The sequence below is a fragment of the Shewanella holmiensis genome (assembly GCF_025370255.1).
GTDB lineage: Bacteria > Pseudomonadota > Gammaproteobacteria > Enterobacterales > Shewanellaceae > Shewanella > Shewanella holmiensis.
Map to the genome: position 1 here is coordinate 52,134 of NZ_JAMTCD010000014.1, position 22,739 is coordinate 74,872.

At 42.2% G+C, this 22,739-nt stretch carries 17 protein-coding genes; 6 read left to right on the plus strand and 11 right to left on the minus strand.

Going from position 1 to position 22,739, the window contains the following annotated elements; translation table 11 throughout:
- Window positions 1-66: 66 nt before the first annotated feature.
- The 3 genes from NE535_RS11745 to NE535_RS11755 all read right to left on the minus strand — a co-directional run bounded on the left by NE535_RS11745 (window position 67) and on the right by NE535_RS11755 (window position 7,917).
- Entirely contained in the window at window positions 67-2,469 is a 2,403-nt protein-coding gene (locus NE535_RS11745; protein WP_261298830.1) for a zinc-dependent metalloprotease, read from the minus strand.
- A gap of 68 nt (window positions 2,470-2,537) precedes the next feature.
- Window positions 2,538-6,245, minus strand: a complete 3,708-nt coding sequence (locus NE535_RS11750) for a response regulator (protein ID WP_261298831.1) — start codon at window positions 6,243-6,245, stop codon at window positions 2,538-2,540.
- Between the two features lie 277 nt (window positions 6,246-6,522).
- Entirely contained in the window at window positions 6,523-7,917 is a 1,395-nt protein-coding gene (locus NE535_RS11755; protein ID WP_261298832.1) for a PhoH family protein, read from the minus strand.
- A 302-nt stretch (window positions 7,918-8,219) separates the two neighbouring features.
- Here NE535_RS11755 and rapA point away from each other — a divergent pair, with 302 nt between their 5' ends.
- Entirely contained in the window at window positions 8,220-11,123 is a 2,904-nt protein-coding gene (gene rapA, locus NE535_RS11760) for an RNA polymerase-associated protein RapA (RefSeq protein WP_261298833.1), read from the plus strand.
- A 158-nt stretch (window positions 11,124-11,281) separates the two neighbouring features.
- Window positions 11,282-12,148 carry an alpha/beta hydrolase family protein gene (locus NE535_RS11765; protein WP_261298834.1) on the plus strand — a complete coding sequence of 289 codons (867 nt, stop codon included), beginning with the start codon at window positions 11,282-11,284 and terminating at the stop codon, window positions 12,146-12,148.
- A 78-nt stretch (window positions 12,149-12,226) separates the two neighbouring features.
- On the opposite strand, the gene NE535_RS11770 is transcribed toward NE535_RS11765, so the two are convergent.
- Complete coding sequence (locus NE535_RS11770) at window positions 12,227-13,033, minus strand: crotonase/enoyl-CoA hydratase family protein (protein ID WP_261298835.1); 807 nt, start codon at window positions 13,031-13,033, stop codon at window positions 12,227-12,229.
- A 381-nt stretch (window positions 13,034-13,414) separates the two neighbouring features.
- On the opposite strand from NE535_RS11770, the gene NE535_RS11775 reads away from it, so the two are divergent.
- Together NE535_RS11775 and NE535_RS11780 are read left to right on the plus strand one after the other, a co-directional pair.
- Window positions 13,415-14,410: a response regulator gene (locus NE535_RS11775; RefSeq protein ID WP_261298836.1), complete on the plus strand. Its 996-nt coding sequence runs from the start codon at window positions 13,415-13,417 to the stop codon at window positions 14,408-14,410.
- Window positions 14,411-14,428: 18 nt separating this feature from the next.
- Window positions 14,429-15,394, plus strand: a complete 966-nt coding sequence (locus NE535_RS11780; protein ID WP_261298837.1) for a sensor domain-containing diguanylate cyclase — start codon at window positions 14,429-14,431, stop codon at window positions 15,392-15,394.
- An 83-nt stretch (window positions 15,395-15,477) separates the two neighbouring features.
- On the opposite strand, the gene rraB is transcribed toward NE535_RS11780, so the two are convergent.
- The 6 genes from rraB to NE535_RS11810 all read right to left on the minus strand — a co-directional run bounded on the left by rraB (window position 15,478) and on the right by NE535_RS11810 (window position 20,171).
- Window positions 15,478-15,906 carry a ribonuclease E inhibitor RraB gene (gene rraB, locus NE535_RS11785; protein WP_261298838.1) on the minus strand — a complete coding sequence of 143 codons (429 nt, stop codon included), beginning with the start codon at window positions 15,904-15,906 and terminating at the stop codon, window positions 15,478-15,480.
- 55 nt (window positions 15,907-15,961) lie between these two features.
- On the minus strand, window positions 15,962-16,696 hold the full coding sequence (locus NE535_RS11790) for a 1-acylglycerol-3-phosphate O-acyltransferase (RefSeq protein ID WP_261298839.1): 735 nt from the start codon (window positions 16,694-16,696) through the stop codon (window positions 15,962-15,964).
- A 142-nt stretch (window positions 16,697-16,838) separates the two neighbouring features.
- Window positions 16,839-17,621: a metal ABC transporter permease gene (locus NE535_RS11795; protein ID WP_261298840.1), complete on the minus strand. Its 783-nt coding sequence runs from the start codon at window positions 17,619-17,621 to the stop codon at window positions 16,839-16,841.
- 3 nt (window positions 17,622-17,624) lie between these two features.
- Entirely contained in the window at window positions 17,625-18,533 is a 909-nt protein-coding gene (locus NE535_RS11800) for a metal ABC transporter solute-binding protein, Zn/Mn family (RefSeq protein ID WP_261298841.1), read from the minus strand.
- Window positions 18,517-19,764, minus strand: a complete 1,248-nt coding sequence (locus tag NE535_RS11805; protein ID WP_261298842.1) for a hypothetical protein — start codon at window positions 19,762-19,764, stop codon at window positions 18,517-18,519. The genes NE535_RS11800 and NE535_RS11805 overlap by 17 nt, the downstream gene beginning before the upstream one ends.
- 119 nt (window positions 19,765-19,883) lie before the next feature.
- Window positions 19,884-20,171: an ABC-type zinc uptake system zinc chaperone gene (locus NE535_RS11810; RefSeq protein ID WP_280925432.1), complete on the minus strand. Its 288-nt coding sequence runs from the start codon at window positions 20,169-20,171 to the stop codon at window positions 19,884-19,886.
- A 219-nt stretch (window positions 20,172-20,390) separates the two neighbouring features.
- Here NE535_RS11810 and NE535_RS11815 point away from each other — a divergent pair, with 219 nt between their 5' ends.
- Window positions 20,391-20,516 carry a hypothetical protein gene (locus NE535_RS11815; RefSeq protein WP_261298844.1) on the plus strand — a complete coding sequence of 42 codons (126 nt, stop codon included), beginning with the start codon at window positions 20,391-20,393 and terminating at the stop codon, window positions 20,514-20,516.
- A 5-nt stretch (window positions 20,517-20,521) separates the two neighbouring features.
- Here NE535_RS11815 and NE535_RS11820 read toward each other — a convergent pair whose 3' ends face one another.
- Entirely contained in the window at window positions 20,522-20,842 is a 321-nt protein-coding gene (locus tag NE535_RS11820) for a hypothetical protein (RefSeq protein ID WP_261298845.1), read from the minus strand.
- Between the two features lie 227 nt (window positions 20,843-21,069).
- Here NE535_RS11820 and NE535_RS11825 point away from each other — a divergent pair, with 227 nt between their 5' ends.
- A complete protein-coding gene (locus tag NE535_RS11825; RefSeq protein ID WP_261298846.1) occupies window positions 21,070-22,725 on the plus strand; it encodes a mechanosensitive ion channel family protein in 1,656 nt (551 codons plus the stop codon).
- Window positions 22,726-22,739 lie beyond the last annotated feature (14 nt).

A 22,739-nucleotide genomic window follows, 5' to 3' on the forward strand; every position in this document is an offset into this window, starting at 1 on the left:
AGCTCCTAAGGTTACTCGGTTTTGTTATTCCTAATTTATAGTCAACGAAAGTGTTAGACGATAACGTTAAATAGGCGAACCTGGCGGCATAGCCAGAGGCTCAGCGATTAATTTAAACTCAGGGGCTTGCAGACCTTTTTCTATGCCTGCATATAACCAATCATAATGTGCAGCCTGATATTCGCTGGCACGAGTACTCCGACGTTTAAGCTGTTTTAAGGTAAATTCAAGTTTAGCCAGCAATTGCGCCTTCACTTCAGCGGTGGTATGGCTATCGTGATAAGCCTTTAATATCCCTTCAATCACCACAGCATTCACGCGCATCTTAATGCCTAATGTCGCCCCTCTATTCAAGTCTTGATAAACAGTCGCGCCAATCAGTTTGTCCAACAAACTTGCCACTGAAAGCTGCTCAGCATCTTGCATAAAACCTTGGTTAATTCGATTTAAACGCTGCGGCGCTAACATTTGACTGACGATATGGCGGCTCAGCACTTCAGCCATCCCTAATTCATCTGCGACCACGCCAGTATTGCCACTAAAACTCTCCCGAGTCTTACGGTAATTGCCCGCTTTAGGTACCAAGGCGGTTAATACATTTTCAGGAACAGCTAAACTTTGTGCCGATAAACTGGCAACTAATGCATCTAATGCCGCAAACTGTTTTGTGGGGGCGGCATAATGCCAACTTAATCCCGCACCTAATTGCTGGTAATTGTAATCAGTTCCACCCAGCCATTTGGCAGCAGCCTCAACCTGATAGCGAGTAAGCAAATACATAGGCACAAATACATCGGCAAGCTCGCCCATCGGCTCATCTTTTAATAAGGCCTGAGCATTAAATTGCTCAATCGCATGTCGGCGTACGGTTTCTAAACGCAATAACTCTGCTACCGCATCACTGCCATTATCCCATAGGCTTGCGTAAACATGACTAGCACTGATGTCTCGTGAGTCAGTTTCGCCAATATAACGATAGCCTTTATTCATGGCTAGGCTCAATAAGGTGTCCTGATTAGCCTGCGGGCCATAACCAAACGCCACCGTGTATTTGTCCCACTCACCAATGCCTTCGGTATAGGGTGAATCAATGGCGATGGCATTGTTTTCTAAACGCACGTAAGGATGTGGGTAATCCATAACCGATGCATTCTGATTTGTTGATGCTGCAAAATTATGGTCAAAGCCCAGCGTATGACCAATTTCATGGGCCGATAATTGGCGAATACGCGCTAATGATAATGCCATTGCGGCATCAACCGCAGCGTCTCTATCCGGCCAATCTGCGGTTAATCCACGAGCAATAAGGTGATCTTGTCTTACGCGTAAACTGCCTAAGGTGACATGACCTTTAATGATTTCGCCTGTTCGAGGGTCGGTAATTGCCGACCCGTATGACCAACCACGTGTGGCACGATGTACCCATTGGATCATGTTGTAACGAATATCCTGTGGGTCAGCATCTTCGGGGAGGATTTTCACCTTAAAACCATTAATAAATCCTGCTTCATTAAAAGCGTCTTCCCACCAACGTGCGCCATCCAAAAGTGCCGTTCTGATCGGTTCTGGCACTCCTGAGTCAAGATAATAAATAATCGGTTTTATGACTTCACTTGGGGCGTCGCCAGGGGTGACTTTTTCAAGGCGATGTCGCAATAAATAGCGCTGCACGATAGGCTCATCGACTTGGGTTGAATAATCTAAATACTCTTCAGAAAGATAACCACTCATTGGATGATAAGCGCGCGGTTGATAACCCGCCTCGGGTAAAGCGACAAACGAATAACGCATCCTCACTGACATAAACTTGCCATCGGGAGTGACTTGGGCAACTTGTGGCCCTGGTTGCTGAGCAGTAAAAGTAAGATTGACATCAACATCCGCATTTTGGGCAAATGATTTGACTTGCTCAGGCATGATAACTGAACGCTGCGCATCAAGTGAATAAGCCCCTTGTTTTGTTGCAGCTAAAACATCGGAAACACCATGTAAATCATTAATCACCAGATCATTAATCGGCACTAATGTGGCTTTACCTTGAAGCAATTTTCCTCGCCACAAAATAGATTCCGCAAAAGCCTGCTTTACGGATTGCTGTTCGGCTTGATTATCACTGCTGGCTCTGAAATACGTATTAAGCTGTTTCAAGACGATGTAAGGACCATGCTGTTCAAACTGCACCATTCGTGTGCGCCCCAACTGCCCTCTGTCTAATCCAATATCATTTGAGCCCACACCATGGGGTAAACTGGTTAACAATAAAAAAGGCTGATTCAACTTATTAGCCTGTAAATAGAGCTGGCCTTCAACATTGTCAAAATAAAGATTAATAAAACCTTCGGCAGCTTGACTGTTTTTTATCACTTTCTCGGCGGTTTCAGCTGCGATAGCTTGAGTCGATAATGTTGATAACGACAACACGGGGCTAATAGCCAACAGTATTGCCAAAGAGAGCTGACGTGGTTTCATATTCTAATCCTTGTGTTAATTCTAGCCTAAGTCACAATGCCATCCGTTACGCATAACACAAAAGATCATTAGGCTTTATTGTTGTTTTTATATTCAATCCAATAAGATAAGGTGTCAAATAACTCATTTAACACTATCGGTTTAGTAATGTGCGCATTCATGCCCGCGGCTAAACTTTTTTCTCGGTCGCCCGACATCGCATGGGCTGTCATGGCAATAATCGGCATTTGTTCAGCACTGTAGCGTTTACGCAATTCTTTCGATGCAGTTAACCCGTCCATAACAGGCATTTGTATATCCATTAATACGGCATCGAATGGTCGAGTATCTATCAGATCTAATGCAATTTGGCCGTTATCAGCCATAACCACTTCATAACCAGCACTTTTTAATAACTCAGATGCCACTTGTTGGTTTATAAAGTTATCTTCAACCAATAAAACCAATCCAGATTGCTGCTCTTGCACATCTTCTTTAGGCACTGACTGCACATTCAGTTTCGGTTCTTTAGCAAAAGCGCTGATGATTTCATCAAACAAAGCTGACGCTTTAAAAGGCTTCTGCAAAATAGCGTGGATGTTTCTATCGGCTACATCGTCGGCTAAAGGCTCTGCACTGTATGCAGTCATCAGAATAATAATCGGCCGCTTTGTTAAACGACCGTCGGCGACCATTTCATCAACCTTAGTGAGCATTTCTAAACCGCCCATTTCAGGCATCATCCAATCTAACAAAATTAAATCAACTGGCTGTTTTGCGAGACAATCTAACGCTTGCTGACCACTGGCCGCGGTGCGCACCCCAAAACTGAAATCTTTCATTAGCGCAGAGTAAATTTGCAACGCACTCGGGTTATCATCCACCACTAATGTGGTTAAATTATTCAACTGCTCTGGCACCACCAATGGCTCAACGATGTTTTCTTCAGCAATTTCAAAACTAATGGTAAAGCTAAAAGTACTGCCCTGATTGATTTCAGACTCCACTTGCATGGTGCCGCCCATCATAGACACAAGATGTTTACTGATTGATAAACCTAACCCTGTACCACCGTATTTTCGGGTAGTTGAGCCGTCTGCCTGAGAAAACGCATCAAACAATTTAGATTGCTGCTCTTTGCTAATACCAATGCCTGTGTCTCTGACCCAGAATTTCAAGGTAATACGATGATCACGCTCACCGACATCTTCACAACCCAGTTCAATCTCACCATTTTGGGTAAATTTAACCGCGTTAGAGAGTAAGTTAACCAACACCTGACCCAGACGCAGTGGATCGCCATTTAAAATTAGCCCAGCTGTAACAGGTGCATACAGTAATAATTCGACACCACGCTCTTGGGCTTTGATGGCATTCATATCTAATACATGATCAAGTACTTTGTCTAACGGGAAAGCGACCCGCTCTAGCTCTAATTTACCGGCTTCAATTTTAGAGAAATCGAGAATGTCATTAATGATCCGCAGTAATGACTGCGCTGAGAATCCGGCTTTAGTGAGGTAATCCTCTTGTTGTGGAGTCAAACTCGTGCGCTGGGCTAACTGCAACATGCCAATAATCGCATTCATAGGAGTGCGAATTTCATGGCTCATATTGGCCAAAAACTCACTCTTATACATGTTCGCTAATTCCGCGTCTTGCTTAGCTTCAAGCAAGGCCACCTCGTTACTCTTTTGGCGTGTAATGTCTTTATGTGTACCTAACATCCGCTTTGTCTGGCCTGAGTCAGAAAACTCTACCGCACGTCCACGTGACAATAACCAATGGTATTCACCGAGTTTGCCTTTCATTCTGAATTCAATTTCATAGGCATCAGTTGGATCAAGTAAATACTGGCTTCGGTACTCTTGCACCCGATCCCTGTCATCTGGGTGTGTTAAGCCATCAATAGAGGACAATAACGCCGGAAACTCATTGGGTTTATAACCCAGCATTGAGTAAAAAGCAGGGTTACAAATAATTTGTTCTGAATCTATATACCAATCCCACAAACCATCTTCTACCGCATCCATCGCCATATGGTAACGCTCTTCTGATAAACGCAGTTGCTCAGCCGACTCGTACTCGCGGGTGATGTCTCGCCAAATAGAAATTAACCCAAGTAACTCATTACGGCGGTTATAAAACGGTAATTTAAATGCATCAAGTAATACAGGCTTGCCGGCAATCTCAATGCGCTCTTTGTACTGTAAAGAGTTTTTATCATCTAAGATTTTTTTGTCTTCAGCCAGAATACGTTTACCTTGTTCTGGGCTGGTAAAGTCACCTGTGGTTAAGCCAATAATATCGCTTTCATTCACGCCTAACATGCGCTCAGCTGACTTGTTACACCCAAGGTATTTTCCCTCTTTGTCTTTAAAGACAATCGCTTCTGGTAATGAGTCAATTAACGACCTTAATAACGCAAATTCTCGTTCTCGGCGTTCAGTGGTGTCACGTAGCCTTTGGGTACGGCTAGCCACTAAGTTATCAAGACGTTTGTTTTGCTCGGCCAAGTGACGTGTATATTGCTGGTTCTCTTCAAAAATACGACTTACCAGTAAAAACCACGGCTCCCAACCTGGGCTCATTTTTTCTGGTGGTGCTAAAGGAGATTGTGAACACGCTTCCAAATGGGTCAATAGTCTAGAAGCTGGGCTGACGAAGGCGCGGCGAGTTTGCCAATGCACTATGGTAACCAACACCGACAGCGCCAATACCACCATAATAAACGTCAGCTGTAGCTTTTCCCACGAGTCTTTAAATAGTGCGCCTTCTTCTTGAATATACAACAAGCGCCAAGGAGCATTATGCAATGCCACCGAGTGAATATAATGGCCATTTCGTAAAATGCCTTCATGGGCATCAAACAATTCAGACTCAGATAATGAATGCAATTCCGCCGGAATACGTTGGCTAATGTGGTAGACCCGGTTCATTTCATTAGAGTCAAAATCACTGTGGGATAAAATATTATTCTGTTGATCCAACAGGATAACTGTGCCCGGCATTTTGAAATATGTACGAATTTGCTTAGCAAGTGACGCTAAGGTCATGTCCAGATTAATGGTCCCGATGAAATCATCTTCAAGATAAACCGGTAAGCCCAAAGTGGTTAATAACCCCTGCTGTCCACCATCCACGTAAGCTGGGCTCCAAAACGCATTGCGCTGGGGATTAAGTTTTGGGGTCGCTAATTGAAATTGCTGTTTGTTTAATTGTTCTTCCCTAAAGCGCTGATCGCTATTATTCCAGGGGAAGTAAGACATCATTTTTCGCTTGGATACATAATAAATTGACGAGGCTTTTGGCGCGGCCTCTTTTGCGACAGGGAAGGAAAGCGATAACTCAAAGAGCATTTCTAGCTCTTGATAAAATTGCTCGCTGCGGCCGTCGAGTGAGCCCATACCCGTGATGCGCCCCATGTTGGTAAAGGGCTCACCACTTTTGACATAGTTGGGTTCGAGACTGAAATATTGGCCGTCAGCATTAAACTTTTCATATTGAGGCAGGCGATCTTTACGCACTTGCTCACCTAAGCGCAGATGATCAATGGCGACATCTCGTAAACTTTTTACGGCACGAATACTGGACTCAAGTAATAAATCGATTTGTAAAACGTGACGGGCAACCTGATCTTCACGCTGTTCTATTTGCACTTCTTTCTGGCGTTCATAAAAAATGGCCGCAGAAATTAATGACATAACGATTACACCTATATAGGTGTAAAAAACCGCGCGGTTATAGTTACGTTGGATCGGTGATTTTAGCTGTAAATCTGGCTCTGTTGGTTTCATTCCATACCCTTTGCGACAGCGCCTTTTTATTCAGGAGCAGGTGTCGGCGTAATATCAGAGTAGGCTATCACGCACGCAATAAATTAAGACAAGGTTCATATTATCAGGAACATAGTCGCAATCACACGCTTTAATCTAAATCTATTTCGATTAGGTGGAGCTAGATCAAGCTAATCAAGAACAAACGACAAAATGCAGTGATAAAACTAAGGCTACAAGGATTATTGTAGCCTTAATTTTCTACTTTGGTTGTTGTTAAGCCATCATACTAAGTTGCTTAAAGATGCTCTTCAGCAAATTCAGCCAAGCGTGAACGTACTACGCCATTTAAATACACATTCGCACTGCCTTCAAAATCCTTAAAACGCTCAACTATGTAGGTTAAACCTGATGTGACTGCCGTTAAATAAGTGGTATCGATTTGCGCTAAATTACCACTACAGATTAACTTTGTGCCTTCTCCCATTCGAGTGATCATGGTTTTTATCTGCGATGCGGTTAAGTTTTGGCATTCATCCAAAATGACCACAGAGTTTTGAATAGAGCGCCCTCGCATAAAGTTAATCGATTTGAACTGAATATTGGCTTTTTCCATAATGTAATTCACGCTACCGGTTGGGTTAACATCGTTTTTATGCAGCACTTCTAATGTATCTGTGATGGCCGCTAACCAGGGCGCCATTTTTTCCTCTTCGGAGCCGGGTAAAAATCCGATTGATTCAGCAATGTCAGGGGTGTTTCTGGTCACAATAATTTTGTCGTAGCGTTTTTTCTCTATCACTAATTCAAGTGCCGAGGCCATCGCGAGTAGGGTTTTGCCACATCCCGCTGGGCCGGTTAAAATAATCAATTCAATATCAGGGTCTAGCAGTGCATCTAGGGCCATACCTTGATAAATATTTTTGGGCTTAATTCCCCATGCTTCATGGTGCATTAACCGCTCACGTCCGCGGTCGATGATATCCAGTTGGGTATCATTTTTAGCAGCTACTCTGCCACAAAAATCAGATGCTTCATCTATCAAATACTGGTTTATATAAAACGGCTCTTTTCCTAAATGCTCAAGGGGGACTTGGTGCACAGTGTGACGTCCGACTCTGTCTGTCGAGACTTTATCGACTTGGCTCCAAAAGTCGCCATCGAACTGATAAAAGCCTTTGGCAAGAAAGCGAATATCATCGATAAGCTGATCGGTACGGTAATCTTCAACTCGCTCAATACCCGCACCTTTGGCCTTTAGGCGCATGTTGATGTCTTTAGTGACTAACACAACTGTACGGGGATGATGCTGCTTTTGAAGGTAAAGCGCGGTATTGATAATACGGTTATCATTATTGTCACCAGGTAAAGCGCCCATGGTGAAGTCAATTTGGTGGTCGGGGAAAATGGATAAACTGCCTGATGCGTCTAAGTGGCCCTCTCTACTGGGTAAAGGTACACCTTGAATAATTTGTTCTGGGGTGGTTGAACCGCCTAAGATGTCTTCTAAGGCCCTAATCGCAACCTGAGCATCTCTGCTCACATCGCGCTTTCTATCTTTTATGCTATCCAGTTCTTCTAATACTGTCATAGGGACAATTACGTCATGTTCCTTAAACGAATAAATCGCTAATGGTTCATGTAGTAACACGTTGGTATCCAATACAAACAACTTTCTGTCGTTTAGTTCCATGGCGCCTCCGCTGTGCTGATTTATCAAATTCATCTGCTAACAATGGCCTTACTTAAGACCTTATTTTTGAATGAGCAGTTTGTAAACATCACCCTTTAAATATGGCAGTGGCTTAGCAAAAGCTCAACTATTTGTTACCTGCTACATGACATTTATATGGAGGCTTGATGACACCCCTATGACACTTGGGCCGATATTTTGAAAATATCCGTTAAATTAAGTGCTAAAATTTTAAATCTGGGTGGGTTTACGATAATATACGCCCCCTTTTTGTTTCCCCGCTTCAAACATGAGAATTAAAAATGCCGTTTGCTTTAGGTCAACGCTGGATCAGTGATACCGAGTCAGAACTTGGATTAGGCACTGTTGTGCAAGTTGAAGGCCGTATGGTCACATTATTATTTCCTGCAACAGGCGAGAACCGCATGTTCTCCCGTACTGATGCGCCACTCACTAGGGTAATATTTAATCCTGGCGATAACATTGAAAGTGGTGATGGTTGGCAACTTACTGTTGAAGAAGTTGAAGAAAAAAATCAAATTATCGTTTATCACGGGATCCACAGTGAAACCCAAGAAAAGGTGAGTTTGAGGGAAACATTATTAAGTCATAATATTCGTTTCAATAAGCCGCAAGATCGCCTGTTTGCAGGGCAAATCGATCGTTTAGAACGTTTTGGTGTGCGTTATCAATGTCAATTACTGCGTCATAAACTCGCCACCTCCGATTTACTGGGGCTGCAAGGTCCGCGTGTTGGCTTAATCGCTCACCAACAATGGATTGCCCATGAAGTTGGCCGTCGTTACGCACCTCGCGTGTTACTGGCTGATGAAGTCGGTTTAGGTAAAACCATTGAAGCAGGATTAATTATCCATCAACAACTGCTTACCGGCCGTGCTGAACGTATATTAGTGATTGTGCCTGATACCTTGCGTCATCAGTGGTTAGTTGAAATGCTTCGCCGCTTTAATTTACGTTTTTCGGTTTTTGATGAAGACCGTTGTGTTGAAGCCTATGCTGATAACGACAATCCTTTTTACACTGAACAATTAGTCATTTGTTCACTTGAACTACTACGTAAAAAGAAACGCCTTGATCAAGCATTAGATGCCGACTGGGATTTATTAGTGGTCGATGAAGCGCATCATTTAGAATGGTCTGAAGATGCCCCTAGCCGAGCTTATAAAATCGTTGAAGCCCTCAGCGAAGTAGTGCCTGGGGTACTGCTGTTAACCGCAACGCCAGATCAGTTAGGCCATCAAAGTCACTTTGCCCGCTTGCGTTTACTTGACCCCGATCGCTTTTATGATTACGACGCATTCTTAACAGAAGAAGATAGCTATAAAGATGTGGCCGATGCCGCCCACGCGTTAGCATCTCAAGGTAAGTTAAGCCAGGAAGCTATCAATAGCTTAACTGAGCTATTATCAGAAAAAGATATTGAGCCTAATATTCGTCTGATTCAGGCCAGCGATGTTGATGCCAGTCAACAACAGGAAGCCCGCGATGAATTATTGCAAGAGTTGTTAGACCGTCATGGTACTGGCCGAGTGCTTTACCGTAACAGTCGCGCATCTGTAAAAGGCTTCCCGCAGCGTCATTTTAATGCTTACCCACAAACGATGCCGGAACAATATGTTACCGCTCAGCGCGTCAACGACATGATGGGTGGAGCCAAAACACCTGAAGCCAAAGCCTTGCAAGCGTTAAGCCCTGAAAAGCTATATCAGGCTTTTGAGAATGACAGCTCATGGTGGAAGTTCGATCCTCGCGTAGACTGGTTAATTGGTTTCCTTAAAAGTCACCGCAGTAAAAAAGTGCTGATCATCGCTAGTTTAGCGGAAACGGCATTAAGCCTTGAAGAAGCGTTACGTACCCGTGAAGGCATTCAAGCTACGGTGTTCCATGAAGGAATGTCAATTATCGAACGTGATAAAGCGGGTGCTTACTTTGCGCAGGAAGAAGGCGGCGCACAGGCACTGATCTGTTCTGAGATTGGCTCTGAAGGTCGCAACTTCCAGTTTGCCAGCCACTTAGTGCTATTTGATTTACCACTCAATCCAGATCTACTTGAACAGCGTATTGGTCGTTTAGACCGTATTGGCCAAAAAAATGATATTCAAATTCATTTACCTTACTTAGCCGGTACCGCACAAGAGCGCTTAATGCGTTGGTATCATGATGGTTTAAATTCGTTTGAACTCACTTGCCCTAGCGGACACGTATTGTTTAATCAATTTGCAGAAGAGCTGACCCAAGTTCTGGCCAATGATGATCAAGATGCGCTCACTTTGTTACTGAATCATACTCAACAACAATATAAACAGCTCAAGCATGCGATGGAACAAGGTCGCGATAAGCTATTAGAAATCAACTCACATGGCGGTGAACGTGCCAATGCACTGATCAAACGTCTGGCTGATAATGACAGTAGTACGGATCTTATCGGTAGTGTGATTCGCTTGTGGGACATCATAGGTGTTGATCAAGAAGACAGTGGTGAAAATACCATAGTATTACGCCCAAGTGAGCACATGCTTTACCCTACTTATCCAGGTTTACCTGAAGATGGCGTAACGGTAACGTTTGATCGCGACACCGCATTATCGCGTGATGATATTGCGTTTATCTCGCAAGAGCATCCTATTGTGCAAACCGGCCTAGATTTGATCACAGGTTCAGAAACGGGTACCACAAGTGTCGCGATATTGAAAAATAAAGCCTTACCTGCTGGTACTTTATTCTTAGAACTTATCTACATGGCAGATGCTTCAGCGCCTAAATCAACCCAGCTATACCGTTATATGCCGCCAACGCCTATTCGTATATTGTTGGATAAAAGCGGCAATAACATGTCAGACAAAGTCGATTATCAGAGTTTTGATAAGCAGCTCAGTGCGGTTAATCGTCATATTGCCAGTAAATTAGTCAATGCCTCTCAACCGATATTGCATCCGCTATTTGCCCATGGTGAAACCCATGCTCAAACGGCGTTATCGACATTAGTTGCAGCAGCAAAAGATAAAATGAGCCATCAATTAGGCGCTGAATTAAACCGTCTTGAAGCACTTAAAGCGGTTAACCCCAACATACGTGATGCTGAATTAGATTATATTCGCAATCAAATCAATGAGCTGAATGATTACATTGACGATAGTCAGCTACAACTTGATGCGATCCGAATGGTATTAGTAAGTCACGTGTAACACCTTTCAACTGAGGTAAGCGCCTAATAACAATAAGCACATGACCGATTAACCGGCATGTGCTTATTTTTTTAGTAGACTAAGCTATGATTGATGACACAAACAATTGATAACCAAGATTATCAAAACCCTAACGACGCTTCAGCAAAGAGGTTAATTTGCGCCCACTACGTACTTTATCGCTTTTTTTATCGAGCCTGTTATTAGTGCCAAGTTTACTGTTGGCGCAAGTCGATTTTACCCCAATCCCAGCCGCTGAAATTCAGACCATCACCTTAGACGGTAAACCCGCTGAGGTTTTGTTGAGATCCTGGAGCGGCAAACAACAACTTGGCTTAGCCATTATAGTTGGCGCATCGGATACACAAGCTCAAAGTTTGGGACTCAGTGGTTTTTTACGCCATCAATTAAATGCTAAAGGTTGGGCGACGCTGAGCTTAACCCCACCTAAAGGTTTATATCGCCCTAACTTTATGACTGAAAGTGAAGAAATCAAAAAAGCTGGTGAGGCTCAGCTAACCTTAAAGGCAAACCAGGCTGTGCCTAAATACAATTCTGAACAATTACTGGAACTAAGAAATTTTCAGCAAGCTAATTTAACTGAAGCGCTTAACCAACTAACCACGTTAGGACAACCCTATCCAGGAGCAAGAATGATTATTGCCTTTGACGATAGCGCAGGCATGATCACCAATTTGTTATACGAGAAAAAAATCCCGACACCTGATTTAGTTATTCTGGTTAATCCCTATCGAGAATATGAACAACTGATAGAGAAATCTGCTCAACGTAAACCGATTGCTGAACAATTGGTGATGATGTCAGTGCCAATACTGGATTTAATCTCCAATGATGCTAATCCATTGGCATTAGAAAATGCGCCTATCCGCAAGCAATATAATAGCGTCAAACCGACTAAGTACTATCGCCAGTATTATTTGAGCTTAGACTTAGACAATTCAGGGGGCTGGGAAGAGGCGTTAACGCGGATTGAAGGCTTTTCAAGAAGTGTTATCAATCGATAACACTTCCTCGCAGCATACTTGTTGGTAAAGTATGGTGACCTAGGTTGAACACTTAGGGTGTGTTGATGAGTGACGCGATCACCACCAGCCTTGCCTTGGACGGTAAGGCTTTTTAGGGTCTTTAGTTTGACGTATCGCCGCGATAACACGATTTTTACCTACTAACACTTTTATCTGGCTTAATGATTCACGACTTAATAACTGTCTAATCGAACCACTCCAACTGCGATTAATACTGTGTTTAATCGCTGCGAGGGCATCGGGCGATGTCTGCATATATTGCTCAGCAAGTGTCTGCGCGCGAGTCATGGCATCATTTACCACCTCTGAAACCAGTCCCAAATTTAATGCTTGCTCACTTTCTAGCACTTGCGCGGTATAGGTTAAATGCAGTGCTTTATCTTTCGACATTAATTGCCTTAAACTCGCGAGTCCGCCCATATCAGGTAATAAGCCCCATTTGGCTTCCATAATGGATAAACGCGTGGTTGGCTCGGCAATTCTAACGTCGGCACCGAGTGCAATTTGCATTCCGCCGCCATAACAACAGCCTTGCAGTACCGCAATAACAGGTACAGGTAAACGTTGCCATCCAACTGAAACTCGTTGTGCTAAATTGGCATTACCAGGTAACCATTTGAACAATAAAGGAATGCCTTTAATAGGGTCATTAGCTAAACTTTTGACATCTAACCCAGAGCTAAAATTGCCTTCCGCTCCCGAAACAATAACGGCTTTGATATTGCGATTTTTGGCAATATGTTTGATAGTCTTATCTATAGCGACAAACATAGCATAGTTAAGCGCATTCATTTTTTCTGGTCGATTTAAACAAACATAAGCAATACCATCTCGAATATCGAGCGTCACTAATTCCGTTGTCATGAAATATTTCCTTACTGGTCAGTCCAGATTTTAGACTATCATGTTTGTTGTATTTTGCTAATAGTTATAACATGTCGACTAATTGACCATAGTCAATTAAATGGCACTCCATGTTGTTACCATTAAACCCTCAATTTGCCGACCTCTGCAAAATGAGATTTATGAGAGCAAAAGGTTACATAACCCCATGCTTGGATGCCTATATCAATCATATTTAACATGAAAATCAGATTAATTTCGCATGTTATTGATGAGTATCCTAGAATAAAAGATAAGATAAAACGTCTTATAATAATAAATGAACGCCCTAAAAGTGTTAGCGATTGATTTTATTCAGCAGTACATTCTTTATCTAGGGCGAAATAAGGACAACAAGTCAAGATGACCATTCCCGTATTAATATGTGATGACTCTGCATTAGCCAGAAAACAAATGGCGCGAACACTCCCAAAAGATTGGGATGTAGAAGTGACGTTTGCCACTAATGGTGCTGAAGGCCTTGACGCTATTCGAGCGGGTAAAGGCGAAATCGTATTTCTCGATTTAAACATGCCAGTCATGGACGGTTATGAAGTATTGGCAACCGTTCAACAACAAGATTTACCCGCACTAATTATCGTGGTGTCGGGTGACATTCAAATTAAAGCCCATGAACGCGTAAAAGCCTTAGGGGCGTTAGATTTCATTCAAAAACCTGTTAGCGCAGATGCCATCAGCAATATTTTGCAAGAATATGGCATATTAACCCTAACTCAAGGTATCGAAGCCGATACTCAACCTATGGTCAAAGTTGACCTTAGAGATGCCTGCCAGGAGATAGCCAACGTGGCTATGGGACGTGCTGCAGATCTTCTTGCTAAGTTACTTGATGTGTTTGTAGTGTTGCCTATTCCGAATGTTAATGTACTTGAAGTCAGTGAGCTGACTATGGCGTTAAAAGCAACGGAAGAATCATCGACTATCTCAGCTCTGTGTCAGGGATTTATTGGCGCAGGTGTTGCTGGTGAAGCCTTATTACTCTTCCATGATTCAAGTTTTGCCGATATGGCGAAGCTTATGAAAATTAATCGCGAAGAAGAAACCCATACCGAAGTAGAAGTGCTAATTGACACTGGTAACGTGCTTATCGGCGCATTTTTAAGTGGTATATCAGAGCAGCTGGATATGAAATTCAGCCAAAGTCACCCTGTAGTTTTGGGGCAACACTGTACCGTTAACGATCTTATTCATGCCAGCTCTGAAAAATGGCAACGCACCCTTGCCATGGAAATTAATTACCGTATTGAAGATTACAATATCCAATGCGACTTACTACTTCTATTTACCGAAGATTCGATACCCACGCTTAACTTTAAGCTTGGCTACCTTCTCGATTAAAGATTGGATATTGCTAATATGTCAAATGATCTCGATGCGATGAATGAACTTCACTGGCTTATCGATATGGTGCAAACCATTGAAGTAGGTTTGATAGTGCTTGATCGTAATTACAACATCCAATTGTGGAATGGTTTTATGGAAAACCATAGCGGTATTTCGCCTAATTCCATCAAAGGAAAAAACCTTTTCACAGAGTTACCCGACATCCCTGCGGACTGGTTAAAACAAAAAATGGAATCGGTTTTTTTACTCAAAAACCGTACCTTTATCAGCTGGGAACAACGTCCGTACGTGTTTAAATTTAAAAACTATCGCCCAATTACCGGGCGAGCAGATTTTATGTACCAAAATATTACCTTGCTCCCTTTAGCATCGCTAACTGGCAGCATCACTCACATCAGTATTATTGTTTATGATGTCAGTGACATTGCGGTGAACAAGTTACAACTTAAAGCTATGAATCAACAGCTTGAAGAGTTAAGCCAAACCGATGGTTTAACTCAACTGCATAACCGTCGACATTGGCAAGAGTGCATGGAGCGGGAGTTTGAACGCTTTGCTCGTTATCAGGATCAAGCTTCTTTAATCATGATCGATATCGACAACTTCAAACAGATAAACGACAAATATGGTCATCCTGCCGGTGACAAAGTCATCCAACATATTGCCCATCTGTTAAAGCAGTCGTTACGTGAAACGGATTGTGCTGGCCGCTATGGCGGTGAAGAGTTTGCTATTGTGTTAGCTAAAACAGGTGATACTGATGCCCTGTATTTCACCGAGCGACTACGAAAGAAAATAGAAGCGTCGGAAATTATTTGTGATAACCGCATTATTAAAGTCACAGTAAGCTTAGGTATTAATGAAATAAAGCCTAATAGTGACAATAGTTCTGTGTGGTTATCGGGTGCCGATAAAGCCTTATATCAAGCCAAACAAAATGGTCGTAATCAAAGTGTTGTATTTACTACTCAAAACTAAATCACCTTGATATAACTACTAAAAAACCACTCATTGAGTGGTTTTTTTGTATCGACTATCTTCTGCTATCAGTTGAGATAGTATTAATGCATTTGCGCACTATCTTCATCATATTCGTCATCTTCATCTTCATCTTCATCTTCGTCGTCATCTTCAACATCACCGACAAAGTATGTGCCCCAGCCGTCGTAATCCACTTTTTGCTTTGCAGCAAGCGCAAGCAATTGCTCACAAGCTTTATCCAGTAAAGGCACTTCTAGCTTATGATACGCTATGGCATCAAAACAGAAGATAATCTCACCGTCATCCAATTCCATTTCTTCAGCATCATTGACTTCAAAACCGAGTTTGAAAGCATCAACAGCCGCTTTTTCTAAACGGTCAAAGTTGCTTGATGAAAAATGATGTTCGATGGTGTATTCAGCATCAGGTTCTGAACCATCAGCCATAAGGGCTTCAACAATTTCGCGATTTTCGGCTAACTGCTCTTTTAACTGACGCTCGATAGACATGAAATACTCCGAATAACGTAACTATAAAAAAATAATCTGACTATTATACTTTAACTTAAGCGTTAGGTTTAGCCATTAATGCTGCGGCTTCTTGATTTAGCTCTTCATAACGCTTTGCCATAATCCCGTGCACTTGAGTCGCAAAAGTTTTAGCGTCGTTTTTATCTAATCCTTGCGTCGCGATGGGTGCCATCATTTCAACAATCACCACACCATTGTTCCAGCGATTCATTTTAATGTGCTTTTGGCAAGATGCTAATACAGGTACAACAGGCACTTGAGCCGCGATAGCGGTATGAAATGCACCAACCTTAAGCGGTAATAATCCACGTCCTCGAGAACGGGTTCCTTCAGGAAAAATCCATACAGAAAGCAATTTCTGTTGCATTTTTTTCACGGTTTTAGCCATGGTATCAAATGCACTAGAACGGTTTTTGCGATCGATTAGGATATTGCCTGTCAGCCAGTAAATTTGGCCGAACAACGGCATCCACGCCAAACTTTTTTTGCCTAAACTCACCGTGGCTTTAGGTACCGCTGAGGTTTGGGTAAATAAATCGAAATTGTTTTGGTGATTACCTAGGTAAATGTTTTGCTGATTAACCACATCAGGTTGTACATGGCGGGTAATAACCTTGATACCAAGCACGGGGGATACGGAAGCAAATATTCTTGCTATCACGTGAACATTGTCACGATGCATTGGGCGGACGATACATAAAACCATTGCAAAAACAAAAGCTAAAAACAATAGTATGCCTAGTATTAACGAACGAGCGATTAGCAGCACAACAGACTCCTGCAGATTAATTGGCGACAGTATAACGAGGGCTGCAAATTGACTCAATCAATTTTGCATACATGTGTAAGCTGAAAAAGGCGAAACCGAATAAACATGTCGATTTCGCCTAAGAACGTTACTGAATTGCTGCCTAACGGGTTACCTCTGCGTTGGACTGATTAATGCGAGATATGGTCATCCTAAACAAAAGGGCACTTATCGCAAGAGTGGCCACAATCGCTGCACCACTAGGGAGATCATAACTGGCAGATAATGCCAAGCCAAAGATATACCCTATTACCCCAACACCGTAAGCTAACGCTAACTTGGCTTTTCCTAAATATTTGTTTAAAGCTAATGCAGGTAAAATTAACGTACTAAATACAAGATATACCCCCACTAACTCAACAGATAAGGTAATGACCATAGCAAATAAAAAGTAAAAGCTAATCCCATCTAGCAAATCAGGTTTAATGGCTATTGCCGCTAATATCAACGCAGAAACAATAGCTGGTAACAATAATTGCGACCAACTCACCCATAGAATTTGCCCTGACATTAACTGCTTTAATAATTCAGCACCATGGGGATCATTAGCCAACAACAACATGGCCCCCACCGCACTCAAAACATAAAAGCAGCCAATAAATGCTTCAAGCTCGCCTTTAAACTTAGTTGCCATCCAAGCAATAACTCCCGCACCTGCTAAAGCAAATAACGCTGGCATCCACACGTGTGAAAAAGGCAACTGTTCAATATCATGGTCAATGTGCGACACAATGGCGCCCAATGCCGCAACTTGTGCTATGGCTAAATCAATAAAGATAATGCCACGCTTTAACACCTGCTGCCCTAAAACCACATGGGTTGAAAGCACCAACAAACCTGCCACAAAGGCAGGTAACAGGATAGAGACTAGCTCAATATCAAACATAGGCTATTGCACCCCGTTCAATAGCACCAACACGTTATCGTAAAGACTAATTAAATCGGTACTTTGTTCGTTGCCACCTACTGACATTGGCAAGGTTAGTACAGGTAAATTGGCACGTTCACCTAACCAATTTGCCCCTCGCTCATCCTGATATGAGGCGACGATAATCGCCATAATATCGCCCTTTTCAGCACGAGCAAGTAAGGTGGCTAAATGGCTACTTGTGGGTGCTAAGCCAGGCTTAGGCTCAAGATCTGCCACTTGCTCAATTCCAGTCCATTGAAATAAATAGCGAAAGCTAGAATGATAAGCGATCACTTTTTTGCCTTTCAATGTCTCAGCTTGAGCTTGCCATTGTGGAATTTTAGCTTGCCACTGCTCACTGAAACGTGTGAAAGCCGTTTCATACTGGGTTTTGTTTTGCGGGTCTAATTGTATTAATTTCGCCGATAAACCTTCAGCCACTTCAAGCATTTTGTTTGGGTCAAAATGTAAATGAGGATTACCTTTGGCATGCACATCCCCCATTGACCTATCAACGTTATCCAATTGATCTAAGGTTTGAGTATGCTCTGCGGCATAAAATAACCCTTCGTCAGTTGAACGAACCTTGCGATTTGATGCTTTCATTTGCAGCATTGGCAGCCAGCCTATCTCTAAATCCGCGCCAGCACAGACGACTAAGTCTGCTTGGCGCATTTTAGCTATCAAACTAGGTCTAGCCTGCACTTGATGCGGGTCTTGCATCGCTGTTGTTGCTGAATACACATCAGCATCAGGGGCTAAAGATTTGGCTAACGAAGCATACTCAGGCTCACAGGCAAATACATTTAGCTGGGCATGAGCCGCAGATGAGCAGACTAATGCAGCAAATCCCGCAGCAGCTTTTATCAGTTTAGAATTGATGCGCACCGTGAGCTCCTAATGTCATAACGTATTGAAGAGTGATGATGTTATCATCTTCGAACCCATCAAAGTTTGTCCCTTTCTGGTTGGTATACTGTAAGCGAACGGTAGAGAAATGACTGTGATGCCACGCAAGGCTCAATTCCGTTTCTTTTAACTTTTGAGAATCTAAATGATCACCATGTGCTTCATGAGTATCCACTTCACCATAACGTAAACCTGCCGACCAATTTGGGCTAAATTGATACACACTGCTGACATACCAGCCTTGATGATAATCATCACTCTTCTCAGTGCTTAAAATATCGTGGTCGTGTTCATGCTCTTCAAATGAGAAAATATCAGTGACGCGAAAATATTCACCGCTTAATGTTAAATGCTGATATTTATAGTTACCATCTGGTGCCCACTTAAAGACAAAATCAGCAATATAGGTGTTTTCACCCGTGAAAGCAGCATTATGGTTATGACCACTATGATCATCCTCTGCTTCAATATGCGGCTCATGACCACCTTCTTCTTCAATGAAGCCCATACCATTTTCGTTACGCAAGTAACTTAACCCTAATTGCCAAGAACTAGAGACACCAATATCACCACCTAGCTTAGTAAAAGCCGAGTAAACACCAATGGTTTTGTAATCACGCTCAGCATGTTCTTCTTCCATGCTATGGTCGTCATGCTCTTCATGCTCTTCATGCTCTTCAGCAGCGCGCATTTTATTACCTTTAAAAACCTCTACGCCCATGGTCCAAAATAACTCTGTTGGCGCAACATAGGTTAAGCGAACACCGTCATCAAAGTAATGACCGCCCATAAAGGCTCGGTAAGCACCTGGACGATCAACAAAGGCATCCGAGTGTGGGTGTTGGTTGTTCAAGTAACCTACATCTGATAAAAAGCGACCTGCACGAATATCAAAACCGGCACCCAAACCCATTGTTTGAATAAAGGCTTCTTCTAATTCGACTTCTGTTTCATCATCATGAACAGCAAGAATGGCAGTCATTTTGCCATAAAACAAATCATCAATATTGGCACTGATTGCTAATTCAGTTTCTCCAAGCCCAAACCCTTCACCACGACCATCTAGGCCTCTATCACCCGTTTGATAATAACCATCAAGAACAGCACTGATATTAGGGTTAGTTAAACTTGAATCTTCAGCCATTACAATGATTGGGGCAAAAGCACAGGCGATAGCAACTAATGATAAAGGTGTTTTTAAAACAGACATACATTCTCCTACGTTTTAGCGCAACCGATTAAAACGGCGCTAAAACCATAAACTCACGATCGTCAAAGCAAACACTGCTGACGATTCAATAAAATAATCAATAATAATTTTTAGTGGGTTTACGAGACGGAAGGAGGGGCGCGACTGTGATAATAAAACTGGCTGACAGATTCAAAATCAGAAAAAATAACTTCATCAACTTGATATTGTTGTTTTTGAATCGGAATAGAAAACGAAAAGGAAGTCAGTGTTTTGTTCAGCTGGTGCTGGTGGAAACACAAGGTACAGTGATGAGAATTTACACCATCTTGATGATGCTGGGCACTGTGATTTGACGCAGCAAAAGCCAATACCACCAATATGGCACAAAGCCAAATAGTAATATGTTGCTTCAACTGAATGCTCAATCTCACAGATATACCTGAATCAGATGTGGTGGAATAAAGGCCACAATTCTAGAAGACCCGCAAAAAAAAGCAACCACTAGATTGTTACAAATCACTTTTTGGCTGTTTTTGTGCAGTCACAGACAATTACACCAGCGGCCGCCGTGATTTAAGATAAACTTAAGCTCATATCCGTAAAATTGCAGCATATTCTGGTAATTTGTAAGACGAGGACTGACCATGGCTAACTTTCTACGTGAAAACATCGGCATTATCATCACTATGATCGTAATTGGTGTTGTTGTGCTAGGCGGAATTTATTGGGTTGAAGCATCCTTGGCTAGCCAAGAGCAGGTCATTTCCTGATTCTCTTATACATCTTGTGACGAGGCATCTTCTGGCGCCTCTATCAAAATTAAATGATCCATTATATGCATAACCCCAACCAATATCACTCCTAAGATAATTGTTGGGGTAACAATGTGCATCACGTTATCCATAAAATATCCAGCTACTCCAGCAAAGGCTGCAATATAAAAGCCCGCTATTTTTCCTACAGTAAGACTTTTATGTCGTCCCAACCAAGCTTGACATTTAGGGCATTGAATTTGCGCACCAATTCCCTTGCCACGGGTTTGAGTTACCTTTGCCACCGAAAAGCTTTTATGACAAAAAGCACACTGCAATAACATATTGAATCCTTTTGATTAAATCTAATAATGATAATAACGTCCAACAAAGAGATACATGCATGCTTTTTCAATGGTGACGCCTGATCCTGCGGTGTATTATGCGGTAAACTTCGCGTTAATGCCAAAAGCTTATTGGTAATGCAATACAAACACTTTATGATTATTCCTATCAGTTTCTTATTTATAAAATCGGCTTAAATTCCAGACGATTCACAGGAAAAATCAATATGCGTAACATGGTTCTGACTCTAGGATTAACCCTAGCCTGCCTTTTCGGGGCAACTAACGTCAACGCTGAACCCCCTGCCATACCAGCACAAGCGACTGAGCAGGTATCTCAAGTCAGTGCTGATACTCAGCAAAAAATTGCATCGTTGACAGCAATGATCCAAGAAGATGTTAATTTATTACCTCAATCGAAAGGTGAAATTAAATCTATTGCTGAATACAGAATTGAAAATAAAACCATAGAGTTACGCAGCATAATAGATGAGTTGGTCAAAGCTGAAAATATTGATTACGCCTTTGTGACCCCATTAGTGCAATCACAGCTCGCGTTTTTAGACAAAGTCGGTGATTACCTCAATAACGATATTATCCGTCTAAAAAGCTCAGTGACAAATTCAAGTGATGACGAAGCGATATTATTGCAAGTATCTGCACGTGAGTTTGAACGCGATCATTACCTTAAAGCTGAGTTACAAACCATCAATTGGGCTGAAAAGGTCAATATTGATGTCAGTAATATTAAACAAGCATTACGTCAAAGATTGATCGTTCGTGCGGATAAACTACAAAGCCTAGTGACCTACACTCAAAATGAATTGCAAAATGCTGTAGCCGAAGCGACCGCTGCTGGTAAAGACATTAGTGCAGAACAAAAAATGCGAGTGACTAGTTTAAAAGAACGCCTCAAGCAAAACAGTACCAGTTTATCTATTGCTGCTGAACTGCTAGACCAGTTTCAAATCGACACCGCACATATAAAGCAAACCCTGTTCAGCGTGTCGGGCGATATTACTCAAGATGTATTGAACTTTAATGTAGCTTCAAGCCTAATTGAAGATTGGATGAATGTTGCTAAAGATCAAGCGCTAGACAATGGCCCAAGTGTGACATTCAAAATTGTGGTCTTTACCTTAATCATTTTCTTAAGCAGTCTGGTTGCTAAGGTCGTAACACGTATCGCCACTAAAGCGGTTAGCTCGTCAAAACTTAGATTTAGTAAGCTATTACAAGATTTCTTTATTTCATTATCCAGTAAAGCCATATTTGCCATTGGTTTATTAGTCGCATTATCTCAACTTGGGTTTGAATTGGGACCATTATTAGCCGGTTTTGGTATTGCGGGTGTGATTATTGGTTTTGCATTACAAGATACGTTATCTAACTTTGCATCGGGCATGATGATCCTTATTTATCGTCCATTCGATGTGGGTGATTTAATCAATGCAGCTGGTGTAACAGGCCGAGTGAGTCACATGAGCTTAGTATCTACCACAATTAAAACATTGGATAACCAACGTCTGATTGTGCCTAACAACAAGATTTGGGGCGATACTATCAATAACATCACCGCCGAACATCAGCGCCGTGTAGATTTGGTTTTTGGTATCAGTTATAGCGATAACATTGAACATGCTGAAACCATTTTAAAGGACATTGTTGAGCAACACCCTAAAGTACAAGCCACTCCTGAACCTATTGTTAAGCTGCATACGCTAGGTGAATCCTCTGTCGACTTTATTGTTAGACCCTGGGTTTCGCCAGATGATTACTGGGATGTATATTGGGATATCACACGCGCGGTGAAAATGCGCTTTGATGCTGAAGGCATTAGCATTCCATTCCCACAACGCGATGTACATATTTATCAAAAATAGGGTTACTGAACCTC

Excerpts from the sequence above, each read along its gene's own strand:
- NE535_RS11745 (WP_261298830.1), bottom strand. The coding sequence starts at position 2,469 with ATGAAACCACGTCAGCTCTCTTTGGCAATACTGTTGGCTATTAGCCCC.
- NE535_RS11750 (WP_261298831.1), bottom strand. The coding sequence starts at position 6,245 with ATGAAACCAACAGAGCCAGATTTACAGCTAAAATCACCGATCCAACGT.
- NE535_RS11755 (WP_261298832.1), bottom strand. The coding sequence starts at position 7,917 with ATGGAACTAAACGACAGAAAGTTGTTTGTATTGGATACCAACGTGTTA.
- rapA (WP_261298833.1), top strand. The coding sequence starts at position 8,220 with ATGCCGTTTGCTTTAGGTCAACGCTGGATCAGTGATACCGAGTCAGAA.
- NE535_RS11770 (WP_261298835.1), bottom strand. The coding sequence starts at position 13,033 with ATGACAACGGAATTAGTGACGCTCGATATTCGAGATGGTATTGCTTAT.
- NE535_RS11775 (WP_261298836.1), top strand. The coding sequence starts at position 13,415 with ATGACCATTCCCGTATTAATATGTGATGACTCTGCATTAGCCAGAAAA.
- NE535_RS11780 (WP_261298837.1), top strand. The coding sequence starts at position 14,429 with ATGTCAAATGATCTCGATGCGATGAATGAACTTCACTGGCTTATCGAT.
- rraB (WP_261298838.1), bottom strand. The coding sequence starts at position 15,906 with ATGTCTATCGAGCGTCAGTTAAAAGAGCAGTTAGCCGAAAATCGCGAA.
- NE535_RS11795 (WP_261298840.1), bottom strand. The coding sequence starts at position 17,621 with ATGTTTGATATTGAGCTAGTCTCTATCCTGTTACCTGCCTTTGTGGCA.
- NE535_RS11805 (WP_261298842.1), bottom strand. The coding sequence starts at position 19,764 with ATGTCTGTTTTAAAAACACCTTTATCATTAGTTGCTATCGCCTGTGCT.
- NE535_RS11815 (WP_261298844.1), top strand. The coding sequence starts at position 20,391 with ATGGCTAACTTTCTACGTGAAAACATCGGCATTATCATCACTATGATC.
- NE535_RS11820 (WP_261298845.1), bottom strand. The coding sequence starts at position 20,842 with ATGTTATTGCAGTGTGCTTTTTGTCATAAAAGCTTTTCGGTGGCAAAG.
- NE535_RS11825 (WP_261298846.1), top strand. The coding sequence starts at position 21,070 with ATGCGTAACATGGTTCTGACTCTAGGATTAACCCTAGCCTGCCTTTTC.